The following is an 11,937-nucleotide window of genomic DNA, read 5'->3' as shown; positions in this document are numbered from 1 at the left end:
GCAAACCACCCGCGCAGCGAAGCCACAACGGGTATCCTAGCCAATGGCATACTCCCACTATTCTAGTCGAATATATAAGGATGTGTTAAAATTTTGCCGCAAAGCCCTTTATTTCATTGCCTTACCGCATCCTCTGACCGGACCATTTCAGCCAAATTCTGGCACCGAATCCTGTGCCACAAAGACCTGCCAAAATCTGTGCTGGATCAATGCCCTTAACACCCTGCCTGATATAGCCTTTTTTCAATCCCGTGCGATGTGCCATTTGCGCAATTGCCCCTTCGCGCCCTATCTTTGGGGTATCGCGCCAACACCAAACCCGACAGGCAAACCCTTCATGGCTGACAACACGCCGCAACTTCCGGGCTTCATTCAACGGTTTCTCGCCATCGAGCCGGGCGGAGTCTCTCACGCGGGCGGGCTGATGGCCTGCATGATCGGTGTGCTTGCCGCCTGTGCCTGGATGCTGGGCGGAGTATCGATGATGATCTCGGCCGGTGTTGCGGTTGCCTTGATGCTGGCCCTGTCGCCGATGATCTCGCCGGACGTGCTCATGAAAATGCTGCGCGCGAGTCCGCTATCGGGTGAAGATTATCCCGCCATCCACGAAATGAGTCGCCTGCTTTCCGAACGCGCCGGCCTTGGTCACAAGCCAAAGCTGTTTTTGCTGCCCGGCAAGGGGGTCAATGCCATCACGACGGGCACCGATGACAACACGACGATTGCGATTTCAAGCGATGCGGTGCATGGCCTTTCCCCGCGTCAGATGCGCGCCATTCTTGCCCATGAAGTGGCGCATGCCTGGCATGGCGACACGCGCATTTTGCTGATTACCGATGTGCTTTATCGCGCAACATGGACGATTGCGCTGTTTGGTCTGGCGATCTTTATCTTTGGCGATTTCAATCCACCGGCCTGGATGATTGTCCTGTTTGGTGCCGTGCCGACCATCAGCTTCCTGTTTCAGCGCGCCGTTATCCGCGACCGCGAATTTGCCGCCGATCACGGGGCGAGTGATTTGCTAAATGGCCCGGAAGACATGATTGATGCCCTGCTTCACATCGATCAGATCAATCGCAAGCGGCTTGGCCTTGTTCCGTATCGCAGCACTCAGCCGCCCAGCCTGCTCGATACTCACCCATCCGTCGGCTCACGCATCAAGGCGCTCCGTGACCTTAAGCCCGGCACCTGGCAGAAATTCTTTGAAAACCGGCGCGTGCCGCCGCAATAATCGGCCATGGCAGCAGCGGACAACTCCAACAGCTCTGATCTTGGCACCTGCGCGATCTGTGGGCGCGCGATGATCGCCGGTCCCAGTGTGGATCGCCATCACTGGCGCCCGAAATCGCAGGGCGGGACCGAAACCGAATGGCTGCACCGGGTGTGCCACCGCATGATCCATCGCCTGTTTGATGAAGCCACCTTGGCGCGCGACTACGACAGCCCCGCAAAACTTCTGGCCCATCCCGACATCATCAAGTTCGTCAAATGGGTGCGCAAGAAACCCGATGATTATGTCGACTGGCCGGAAAGTGCCGGGCGCTATGGCCGCAATCGTGGCAAGCGCCGATAAGCTGCTGCGTTGGTGCGCGGGGGAAAGAACTGCCAATTTAACCATTTACCTGCCAAGATAGGCGCAATATACGCGTCAAACGCGAAACCGCCGACAGCAGGAAACACCGATGCCAATGCTTAATGAACTGATCCCGGTCTTTGTCACCCTGTTCGTGATCATTGACCCGCTGGGTCTGGTACCGGTCTTTATCGTCCTGACCCAGGGCACAAGTGCCGCCCATCGTCGGCGCATGGCAATCCGGGCCTGCTTGACCAGCTTCTTTATCCTCGCGGCCTTTGCCCTGATCGGTGAAGGGTTGCTGGGTGTGTTTGGCATTCATATGCCCGCCTTCCGGATTGCCGGGGGCACGTTGCTGTTTTTGATCGCGCTTGAGATGCTGTTTGAAAAACGCAGCCAAAAACGTAACGAGCGCGCCGAACAGGTCCATCAGGAACTCGAAGAAGACCACGAGGCGGAAAAGGCCGCAAAAACCGCCAAGGCCAAAGCCAAGAAACCCGCCACCAAAACCGCAGACGGCCCGACCATCCCCGATGACGAGGCCGACGATATCTCGATCTTCCCGATGTCGATCCCGTTCCTGTCAGGTCCCGGTGCCATCGCATCCGTGATGCTTTTGATGGGCAAATTCGAAGACAATATCGCCATGCAGGCCAGCGTGATTGGCGTTGTCGCCGTCGTGATGGTGATCGCCTTTGTCTTCTTCCTGCTGGCAAACGTCGTTGCCAAACGCCTCAGCCCGACGGTCGCCACCGTCGTATCGCGCCTGCTTGGCATGATCCTGGCCGCATTGGCCGTCCAGTTCATCATTGATGGTGTGAAACAGGCGTTTTTCTGAGATATCCGATACCAACCCAAACAAAAAAGGGAGGGCAATCTGCCCTCCCTTTTGCGTTCTATATCGCCTAATCAGTCCCAACGCTTCGCCGCGCGCAGGATGGCCTCGGTGCCGATCTGGTAGTGATCGTAAAGGGCGATGCTGTCGCCGCACTGGCCAAAGGCATTGACGCCAAGCGGTGCGACCGCGTGACCGCGCACACCGCCAAGCCATGCAAGGGCGGCCGGGTGGCCGTCGATCACCGTGACAAGGCGGGCATCCGGGGCGAGTGGTTTGAGCAGGTTTTCCACATGCGACATCTTGCCATCGGCCTTGCCCTCAAGACGAGCACGTTCGAGATCCTGCCATTCATTGTAAAGGCGATCGGTCGAGGTGACAGCCAGCAGGCCCAAGCCCGGATGGTCTTCGGAAAGCTTTTCCCAGGCGGCAATTGCTTCAGGCGCCATGGCACCGCAATAGGCAATCGCCATCTTGCAATCCTCGCCCGGCTGGCGCAGCCAGTATCCACCCGAAATAATTTCGGTCTTTTGCGTTTCTGACAGGTCACGTTCCGGCTGCGACAGCGGCTTGGTCGACAAACGCAGGTAGATCGAGCCACCTTCCGGGTCCTGCATATGGTCAAACGACCAGCCCATGATGGCCGCCAGTTCATCCCCAAAGCTTGGCTCAAAACTGGTCAGGCCCGGCTGGCCCATGCCGATCATCGGGGTTGATATCGACTGATGCGCCCCGCCTTCCGGCGCCAGCGTAATGCCGCTTGGTGTTGCCACGACCATGAAACGCGCATCCTGATAGCACGCGTAATTCAACGCATCGAGACCGCGCGCAATGAACGGATCATAAAGCGTGCCGATCGGAAACAGGCGCTCGCCAAACAGGCTGTGCGACAGGCCAAGGGCGGCGAGATTGAGGAACAGGTTGTTTTCGGCAATGCCGAGCTCGACATGCTGGCCGCTTGGGGAGCGGATCCATTTCTGGGCCGAGGGGACCTTGCGTTCCTTGAACTCATCGGCCAGTTCTTCGCGGCCAAACAGACCGCGCTGGTTCACAAAGCCGCCAAGGTTGGTCGAGACCGTCACGTCGGGCGAGGTCGTGACAATTCGATCAGAAAGATCACTGTTCTTCATCTTGGCCAGTTCATTCAGAACCTTGCCAAAGACTTCCTGCGTGCTTGATGTTTCCGTCCGTGCATAGGGCATGTCGGGAATGGTGATGTGCTTGGCCGACTTGTTGCGCGGGGCATCATCGTTAAACGGTGCCTTGGCAATGTAATCGCGAAGTGCATCTGCACTGATATCAAGGCCAGCTGCGATATCCCATTCCTGCCCGTCGGCGACCTTGTTCTGCAGCTTGAAGGCGTCCATTTGCGGCACATTCATCAGGCCCGCATGGTTGTCCTTGTGCCCCTGAAGCGGCGTGCCATACCCTTTGACGGTATAGGCGATAAAGACGGTCGGCTTGTCATTGGGAACTGCGTCAAAGGCGCTCAGCACCGCTTCCATGCAATGCCCACCCAGATTGGTCATCAGATCATGCAAGGCATCATCGTCATACTGCCCCAGAAGATCTGCCAGCGCGTTGTCGCCGGGCATGTCGGAGGTAATCTGTTTGCGCCATGCTGCGCCGCCCTGGAAGGTCAGCGCGGAATAGATGTCGTTCGGCACGTCGTTCAGCCACTTTTTCAGTGACTTGCCGCCCGGCTTGGCAAAGGCATCATGCAGCTTGCGGCCATATTTGATGGTGATCACGTTCCAGCCGACCGCGCGGAAGAACCGGCCAATGACACGGAACAGATGGGCATCAATCATACCATCAAGGCTTTGGCGGTTATAATCGATCACCCACCAGACATTGCGAATGTCATGTTTCCAGGTATCAAGCAGCGCCTCATAGATATTGCCTTCATCAAGTTCGGCATCCCCGACAAGGGCAACCATGCGACCAGGTGTTTCGCCCTTGGGCAGCATGTCCTTGTAGCGCAGGTAATCCTGTGTGAGGGCTGCAAAGTTCGTCACCGCCGCACCAAGGCCAACAGAACCGGTCGAGAAATCAACCTGATCACCATCCTTGGTCCGCGACGGATAGGATTGCGCCCCACCAAAGGAGCGGAAGCTTTCAAGCTTTTCCTTGGTCTGGCGGCCAAACAGGTAATTGATCGCATGAAAGACCGGGCTTGCATGCGGCTTGACCGCCACCCGGTCCTGCGGGCGCAGAACATTGAAATAAAGCGCCGTCATAAGGGTCGTCATCGACGCACAGCTGGCCTGATGGCCGCCAACCTTGATGCCGTCGCGCTTGGGGCGCAGATGGTTGGCGTTATGGATTGTCCAGCTTGAAAGCCAGCGCACTTTCTTTTCAAGCAGACCGAGCATCTCAAGGTCCTTGGCATTGATGTTGCCGGTGCTGCTTGCTTCGATGATTTCACCGATTTCCGGTGCGGCTTCTTGTGCTGACATTTCCGTATATTCCCTATTTTCGATGCGTCAGTTATCTGCTTTTTGGCTTATTCACCGCAGGCAGCGCAGATTTGCCCACGGTGTTTCAGATGCGTTTTGCTGCAAGGGTCGATTTTTAAGGCGGGCTTAGGAAAATCAAGCACCCGGCCCCGCTTTTCACAAAACCTGCGGCAGTTTGACCAAAGCCTTGGAATCGGCTGCGACGATCGGGCGCAAACTGTCGAATTTCCGGTCTGAAACATTATTTCGCGCACCCTAAAACGCCCATTCGGGTGGGACGATTCGCAAAAAGGCGGATTTTTCAACGACCGTTTCAACCCAAGAGCACTCAGGCCAGAGCGCGCAAAAACCCGCGCAAAGCCAACGAAACCAACGCCACCACTTGCAAAAAATCGCCCCAGCCATGCGTTGAAACGATTTGCCTTTGCCTGCCCTATTAGCCAAAAGTCGCATTCCCAAACGGATAGGTCGCCCCGCAACCTGACCAAACGTTCAAGATTTCTCCCGACCGGTGCTTCATTGATCAACCTGCCCAGCACAGACCCGCAAAAAACTGCGTCGTGTGACCATGCCGATTGGCTTGGCATGCTTGCGCGCGTTCTTGTGGTCGCGATGCTGATGCTGGTGGGTGTTTCAAACATGGCAATCGCCCAGAACCGGTCGGACGCGCTTGTCGTCAAACTGCCGATGGATGTCGGATCCGATTACTGCCAACGCAAAGTCGCCTGGGATCAGTATTCGGAATATCATGTTGATCTTTTGCGCCTTGCCGCACGCCTGAGCAGCGAAGACATCACGATTACCCCGATCTGCATGGATTACCCGACCGAGGAACGCCGCATTCCGATGCTTCAGGCCGGCAAGGAAATCAACACCGTCTTCTTTGGTACCAACGCCAAACGTGAAGAGGTTCTGCTGCCCGCCTATGTGCCGATCTATCTTGGCACGACCGGCGTGCGACTGTTCATGACGCGCGAAGACATGCTGGATGATCTTTCGGATGTGCAATCGGTCGAAGATTTGCAAAAATTCTCCATGGGTCAGGGGCTTGGCTGGCCAGATAATGCCATCCTGGAAGATAACGGTTTTTCGGTTGCGGTCGGGCGCTATGCCACGTTGCACCGGATGTTGGCGGCCAACCGGTTTGATCTGTATCCGCGGGCCTATTGGCAAATTCATGCTGAATGGAACTGGATGAAGGAACAGGCCAAGGGCATCGTGATTGCGCCGGAAATCGCGCTTTATTATCCCCAGCCGATCTATTTCTTTTTCAGCCCCAATGAACCCCGCCTGCGCGATGCGATCGAGGCCGGATTAAAGCGTGCCTATTCCAACGGCCTGCTGTTTGACCTTTTGAAAACCAACTGGGAAACCGCCCCGTCCTTCCAGAACATCAAGCTGCGCGACATCCGGGTTTTCCGCATCCGCAATGACAAGATCACGCCTCAATCGACAGAAGCGCTGCGGCAATACGGCATCTACGACTAACTAAAGGCCCGGCAGGTTCACCGCCCCGAAATGATCCGGGGCATGGCAAACCTGCACAGGCTAAAAGTCAGCGAAACGTCACGCGTAAGCGTTACTCGGCCGCAATCGCCATCTGATCACGATCAAGCGCATTCGACAGATCCGCCAGAATATCACCGATGCTTTCAAGCCCGGCCGACAGGCGGATCAGGCCATCGGTGATCTGATATTCCGCGCGTTCTTCGGCGGTATAGGTTGAATGGGTCATCGATGCCGGATGCTGGATCAGGGTTTCCGCATCGCCAAGGCTGACCGCGCGGGTGATCATGTTAAGCCCGTTCATCAGTTTACGGCCTTCCTCGATGCCGCCCTTAAGCTCAAACGCGATCATGCCTCCAAACCGGTCCATCTGTTTTTTGGCAAGCTTGTGGTGCGGATCGCTTTCAAGCCCCGGATAGAAGACCTTCTCGACCTTCGGATGTTTGGCGAGGAAATCGGCGATCTTTTCGGCATTGTCGCAATGGCGTTCCATGCGAAGCTCAAGCGTTTTAAGACCGCGCATCACAAGGTTGGCATCCTGTGCCGACAGGACCGCACCGGTCATGTCCTTCAACCCGACCAGACGCACCTGCGTCATGTCTTCAAGCGTTCCGATCACCGCACCAGCCATCAGATCGCCATGGCCGCCAAGATACTTGGTCGCGGAATGCACAACGATATCGGCCCCAAGCTCAATCGGGCGCTGCAGATAGGGCGTGCAATAGGTGTTATCGACAACGACCTTCGCCCCATGCTTGTGCGCGATTTCGGAGACGGCTTCTATATCAACCAGACGCATGTTCGGGTTGGCCGGGGTTTCGAAATAGACAATCTTGGTCTGATCCGAGATCGCCTTTTCCAGTTCCGCCGGATCGGTCAGATCGACATGGGTGTGCTTGATGCCGAACTTTTCCAGACCATGACGGAAATAGGCAAATGTGCAGCCATACAGCGTGCGATCAACAATGATCTCGTCACCCGGCTCGATAAAGGTCCAGAAGACCGACGTAATCGCGCCCATGCCCGATGCGGTCGCAACTGCAGCTTCACCGCCTTCAAGCACGGCCAAACGCTTTTCGAGAAGATCCAGCGTCGGGTTGGCGATACGCGAATAGATAAAGCCCTGCTCGTCACCGGCAAAGAACCGCCCGCCCTGCTCGGCTGTTTCGAACGCAAAGGTCGAAGACATGTAAACCGGCGGGTTCAGTGCGCCATTATGGCTTTGCGGATCGTAACCGTGATGGATCGCACGGGTGGCAAAACCGGTTTTGGCACTGTTGTGTTTATCATGAGCAGACATCGGAAGGCTCCTTGAAATGCGTTTATTCTGCCTACATCACCGCAAGCACCGTGCCAGATTTAAAAATTGTTTGCTTTCAAGAGTTTGGCGAAACTGTCTGATTTGATGGTGTAAATTTTTATTTACACTCTGGTGCATTCCAACGCCGCACATGTCAAAGACGCTGGATTTCAGAAGCTTAAAACTGTATATTTTATCTTACAGTGTAAATTTATCGGTACAGTTATGCGGTTTGAAATTCGCGGTGAAAACAGGCTTGGCATTACGCGCGACGTGATTAATGTCCTGACTGATCAGGGCCTGGACATCCGTGCTTTTGAAGTCACCACCCATCATATCTATGCCGATATTCCCGCCGTGCGCCCGGAACGCTTTCTGCTTCTGTCGCACGCGCTCAAACAAATTCCCGGTATTTTCGACATTACCGAAATCGACCGCCTGCCGACCGAACGCCGTCGCGCACAGTTGCACGCAACCCTCGCCGCCCTTGGCGATCCGGTGATTGCGGTCGATGCCAACGGCCTGATCGCGCAGGCTAACCCGGCCGCACAGGCGATTTCAGCCACCCCTGAAAAACCTCTGCGTGATCAGGATATTGCGAGCATTCTTGTTGAACCATCCATTGAAGATTTACGCCAAGGCGGCTTTCACCTGCCGGAACGCGAAGTCACGCTGGGCGGGCAAACCTATCTTTTGCAGGTCGAACCAATCGGTCATGTCGATGACGGATCCGATAGTGCCGATGATGCCCCTTGGGGCGGGGTGATGGTCTTTCACCGCCCGGCCCGATTGGGGCGCGTGATCACCGCCCTTCAGGATCGCAGCCATACCGGCTTTGACGACATTATCGGCACCAGCCGCGCGATGCTGCGCGTCAAATCACAGGCCGAACGTCTGGCGGCCATTGATGCCCCGATCCTGATCCTGGGCGAAACCGGCACTGGCAAGGAGCTGTTTGCCCGCGCCTGTCACCGCGCAAGCGCACGCGCAGATCAACCGTTTCTCGCCCTTAACTGTGCCGCCATGCCCGAAGGTCTGGCTGAAAGCGAGCTGTTTGGTTACGCCGCCGGGGCCTTTACGTCGGCGCGTCGCGGCGGCAAGCCGGGGCTTCTGGAACTGGCCGATGGCGGTACTTTGTTCCTTGATGAGATCGGAGAACTGACCCCGTATCTGCAGGCAAAGCTTCTGCGCGTGCTGCAGGATGGCCGCTTCCGGCGTGTGGGCGGCACGGATGAAATCACCGTTGATGTCCGCATCATCAGTGCGACCAACCGCGATCTTGAAGCTATGTCGCATGACGGCACCTTTCGCGAGGATCTTTATTTCCGCCTCAACGTTCTTGGCATCACCCTGCCGCCCTTGCGTGATCGGGTCGAAGACATTGCCGATCTGGCTGCCTTTTTCATCGACCGCACCGCCCAGCAGACCGAACGCAGCACACCACGCCTGGCGCGTGACGGGCTTGACTGGCTCTGCGCCCATGACTGGCCGGGCAATGTGCGCGAACTTGAAAACACCCTGTTTCGCGCCGTCGCCCTTCTGGATGGCAACACGCTTGGTGCGCGCGACCTCGCCGATGCTGCCAGCGGCACCGCCCGCACATCAGAAGCCCCGGCACAGAGCACATCCGATACCGTGCAAGACACCCCCACCCAAACAACCGAGCCCCCCGACCTGATCGCCACCGCGCTCGCGCAAAGCGATTTCAACAGCGGCATGGATTTGCTCGAACGTGAAATGCTCGCACGACTTTATCCGGATTATCCAAGCTCGCGCAAACTGGCCGATCGGCTGGGCGTTTCACATACCTCAATCGCCAACAAACTGCGCAAATACGGTATCGGGAACTAAAAAGCCGCACGCCCCACAACAGCATTTCTTGCCACTTACATTGCACTGCGGCATGATCCACCTAACTTAACAAGAGGATCAAACTCCTCACATACAGGGAGAAGACAAAATGCTGACAGGTAAACGCGCACTCGTCACCGGCTCAACCAGCGGGATCGGCCTTGCCATGGCCAAGGCACTTGCGGGCGCTGGTGCGGATGTGATGCTCAATGGCTTTGGCGATGCTGATGAGATCGAGGCAACCCGCAAGGGCCTTGAAACCGATTACGGTGTCACCGCGCACTATAACGGTGCCGACCTGTCCAAACCGGACGAGATCGAAGCGATGATGAAGGACGCCGAAGCCAAGTTTGGCGGCGTCGACATCCTGATCAACAATGCCGGCATCCAATACACCGCCAATGTCGAAGAGTTCCCGCCTGAAAAGTGGGACGCAGTGATTGCGATCAACCTGTCATCGGTCTTCCACACCACCCGCCTTGCCGTGCCCTATATGCGCCAAAAAAACTGGGGCCGCATCATCAACACGGCATCGGCCCACGGCCTTGTCGCATCGGTCCAGAAGGCCGCCTATGTCGCAGCCAAGCATGGCGTGATCGGACTGACCAAGGTGACAGCGCTTGAGACGGCTGAAACCGGCATCACGGCCAATGCCATCTGCCCGGGCTGGGTGCGCACCGAACTGGTCGAACGCCAGATCGAGGCGCGCGCGAAGGAAAACAACATCTCGGTCGAGGAATCTGCAACCCGCCTTGTTTCGGACAAACACCCGTCCAAACAGTTCGTAAGCCCCGAACAAATCGGTCAGACAGCCCTCTTCCTGTGCTCAGACGCCGCATCACAAATGACCGGCACGCACCTTTCGGTCGATGGTGGCTGGACGGCGCAGTAACGCGCAGGCTCTCCAAAACACCAAAGCCCCGCCAGCACAAGCTGCGGGGCTTTTTCTTTGCGCCGATTGCACGAGACCTAGCTCAAATCGCAATCACATCCGTTGCGCTTGGCATTTGCGATGCAGTCGGATTTATTCGAATAGCCCTGTGTCGCGGCCCCGACGATATTGCCATTACTCGCCGTCCGCCGCCAACGCCAGCCATCCTTTGCCTCATAAAGCTCCCACAGATCACCTTTCGACCCAGTGCACTTTGACATCGCTCGCCTCCTTCAAACCGAAATGCATTGAGGGTTTGACGTAGGAGAAGAGTAGTTGTGACAGAAAATCAGGATGACTGACCCAAATACCGCCCAAGATGCTCCACCAGCATCCGGATTTTCGGGCTGAGGTGGCGGTTAGTTGGATATATCGCCCAGATGCCTTCATCGGATGGCTGGTATTTGGTCAGCACTGGCACCAGGTCACCACTCGCAATCCATGGATCGACGTAATAGTCGGGCAATTGCACGATGCCGATGCCCTTGCGCGCCGCATCGAGAAGCGCCTGCCCGCTATTGGCGTGGATGGAGCCGTGAATACGCACCGTGCGTTCACGGCCATCTTCTTCAAAGCGCCAGTAATCAAGTGTCCCGACCAGACAATTATGGTGGTGCAGCTCCGAGAGTGAATAGGGCTCGCCGCGCTTGGCGATGTAGCTGGGTGCGGCACAGGCATAAAGGCGCCGCGTTGAAAGCTGCTGGGTCATCAGGCTGCCCGTGGTGCCTTCCAATCGGCCCAGGCGGATCGCCATGTCATAGCCTTCAAGCACCAGATCAAGCTTCTGGTTGGTAAAGCGGCACTGCACTTCCAGATCGGGATAGCGGGTGACGAAATCATTGACCAGCGGGGCGATCACCGTCTCGCCATAGGTGGTCGGCGCGGTGAGTTTGAGCTTGCCGCGCGGCAGCTCGGTCAGATTACCAATCGCGCGCTCTGCCTCGTCCAGACCATCAAGCAGCTGTCGGCAATGTTGATAGTAAATCTGCCCGGCCTCGGTCACGCTGACCTTGCGCGTCGTGCGGTAGAAAAGCTGTACGCCCAGCTTTTCCTCAAGCGCTGTGACCTGTCGGCTGACCTGGGCGACCGAAATGCCAAGTTGCTTGGCAGCGGCGGTAAAGTTTTGTCGTTCGGACACGGCGATAAATTCGCTGATCCCGTCCCAGGCATTCATCGCCCGACCCCATCTTGATTATTACACATACGTAAAAGTGAATTACCAAAATAGCGGATTATCACATCAAGGGAAATAAATAGACTGTTGGCATTACACATCCAAACATCGGAGTAGCGTCATGAGCGCCGAAACCATTACCTGTAAAGCCGCCATCGCCTGGGAAGCAGGCAAACCGCTGTCGATCGAAGAAGTTCAGGTCGCCCCGCCGAAAGCTGGCGAAGTGCGCGTCAAGATCGTTGCGACCGGCGTTTGCCACACCGATGCCTTCACCCTGTCGGGCGACGATCCCGAGGGCATCTTCCCGG

At 56.6% G+C, this 11,937-nt stretch carries 10 protein-coding genes and 1 pseudogene; 7 read left to right on the top strand and 4 right to left on the bottom strand.

Translation table 11 applies throughout. The features are described 5' to 3' along the window. Positions 1-337 precede the first annotated feature (337 nt). The 3 genes from CMO10_RS04230 (at position 338) to CMO10_RS04220 (ending at position 2,411) form a co-directional block, all read left to right on the top strand. Positions 338-1,231, top strand: a complete 894-nt coding sequence (locus tag CMO10_RS04230) for a M48 family metalloprotease (protein WP_297019017.1) — start codon at positions 338-340, stop codon at positions 1,229-1,231. Positions 1,232-1,237: 6 nt separating this feature from the next. Further along, positions 1,238-1,573, top strand: a complete 336-nt coding sequence (locus CMO10_RS04225) for an HNH endonuclease signature motif containing protein (protein ID WP_297019016.1) — start codon at positions 1,238-1,240, stop codon at positions 1,571-1,573. Positions 1,574-1,682: 109 nt separating this feature from the next. Beyond that, the gene (locus tag CMO10_RS04220; protein ID WP_297019015.1) at positions 1,683-2,411 is read left to right on the top strand and encodes a MarC family protein; all 729 of its coding nucleotides are present in this window, start codon (positions 1,683-1,685) and stop codon (positions 2,409-2,411) included. Between the two features lie 71 nt (positions 2,412-2,482). Here the strand turns inward: CMO10_RS04220 and CMO10_RS04215 are convergent, their stop codons facing one another. Next, positions 2,483-4,867 (bottom strand): transketolase, encoded by a 2,385-nt coding sequence (locus CMO10_RS04215; RefSeq protein WP_297019014.1) that lies wholly within the window; start codon positions 4,865-4,867, stop codon positions 2,483-2,485. A gap of 585 nt (positions 4,868-5,452) precedes the next feature. Between CMO10_RS04215 and CMO10_RS04210 the strand changes: the two genes are divergently transcribed. After that, complete coding sequence (locus tag CMO10_RS04210) at positions 5,453-6,355, top strand: substrate-binding periplasmic protein (protein WP_297019013.1); 903 nt, start codon at positions 5,453-5,455, stop codon at positions 6,353-6,355. A gap of 91 nt (positions 6,356-6,446) precedes the next feature. On the opposite strand, the gene CMO10_RS04205 is transcribed toward CMO10_RS04210, so the two are convergent. Then, complete coding sequence (locus tag CMO10_RS04205) at positions 6,447-7,673, bottom strand: methionine gamma-lyase (RefSeq protein WP_297019012.1); 1,227 nt, start codon at positions 7,671-7,673, stop codon at positions 6,447-6,449. A gap of 225 nt (positions 7,674-7,898) precedes the next feature. Here CMO10_RS04205 and CMO10_RS04200 point away from each other — a divergent pair, with 225 nt between their 5' ends. Together CMO10_RS04200 and CMO10_RS04195 are read left to right on the top strand one after the other, a co-directional pair. After that, entirely contained in the window at positions 7,899-9,524 is a 1,626-nt protein-coding gene (locus CMO10_RS04200; protein WP_297019011.1) for a sigma 54-interacting transcriptional regulator, read from the top strand. A 109-nt stretch (positions 9,525-9,633) separates the two neighbouring features. Continuing rightward, a complete protein-coding gene (locus CMO10_RS04195) occupies positions 9,634-10,416 on the top strand; it encodes a 3-hydroxybutyrate dehydrogenase (RefSeq protein ID WP_297019010.1) in 783 nt (260 codons plus the stop codon). A gap of 77 nt (positions 10,417-10,493) precedes the next feature. Here CMO10_RS04195 and CMO10_RS04190 read toward each other — a convergent pair whose 3' ends face one another. After that, on the bottom strand, positions 10,494-10,676 hold the full coding sequence (locus tag CMO10_RS04190; protein ID WP_297019009.1) for a YegP family protein: 183 nt from the start codon (positions 10,674-10,676) through the stop codon (positions 10,494-10,496). Between the two features lie 68 nt (positions 10,677-10,744). Continuing rightward, positions 10,745-11,629 (bottom strand): LysR substrate-binding domain-containing protein, encoded by an 885-nt coding sequence (locus tag CMO10_RS04185; protein ID WP_297019008.1) that lies wholly within the window; start codon positions 11,627-11,629, stop codon positions 10,745-10,747. 121 nt (positions 11,630-11,750) lie between these two features. On the opposite strand from CMO10_RS04185, the pseudogene CMO10_RS04180 reads away from it, so the two are divergent. After that, positions 11,751-11,937, top strand: a pseudogene (locus CMO10_RS04180) (S-(hydroxymethyl)glutathione dehydrogenase); the annotation flags it as partial.

Source organism: Thalassospira sp. (assembly GCF_002709775.1).
In the GTDB taxonomy this organism is placed as follows: domain Bacteria; phylum Pseudomonadota; class Alphaproteobacteria; order Rhodospirillales; family Thalassospiraceae; genus Thalassospira.
This window is presented reverse-complemented; position numbering and strand designations above follow the sequence as displayed.

Coding starts and splice junctions, on each gene's coding strand:
- CMO10_RS04230 (WP_297019017.1), top strand. CDS start 338: ATGGCTGACAACACGCCGCAACTTCCGGGCTTCATTCAACGGTTTCTC.
- CMO10_RS04225 (WP_297019016.1), top strand. CDS start 1,238: ATGGCAGCAGCGGACAACTCCAACAGCTCTGATCTTGGCACCTGCGCG.
- CMO10_RS04220 (WP_297019015.1), top strand. CDS start 1,683: ATGCCAATGCTTAATGAACTGATCCCGGTCTTTGTCACCCTGTTCGTG.
- CMO10_RS04215 (WP_297019014.1), bottom strand. CDS start 4,867: ATGTCAGCACAAGAAGCCGCACCGGAAATCGGTGAAATCATCGAAGCA.
- CMO10_RS04210 (WP_297019013.1), top strand. CDS start 5,453: ATGCTTGCGCGCGTTCTTGTGGTCGCGATGCTGATGCTGGTGGGTGTT.
- CMO10_RS04205 (WP_297019012.1), bottom strand. CDS start 7,673: ATGTCTGCTCATGATAAACACAACAGTGCCAAAACCGGTTTTGCCACC.
- CMO10_RS04200 (WP_297019011.1), top strand. CDS start 7,899: ATGCGGTTTGAAATTCGCGGTGAAAACAGGCTTGGCATTACGCGCGAC.
- CMO10_RS04195 (WP_297019010.1), top strand. CDS start 9,634: ATGCTGACAGGTAAACGCGCACTCGTCACCGGCTCAACCAGCGGGATC.
- CMO10_RS04190 (WP_297019009.1), bottom strand. CDS start 10,676: ATGTCAAAGTGCACTGGGTCGAAAGGTGATCTGTGGGAGCTTTATGAG.
- CMO10_RS04185 (WP_297019008.1), bottom strand. CDS start 11,629: ATGAATGCCTGGGACGGGATCAGCGAATTTATCGCCGTGTCCGAACGA.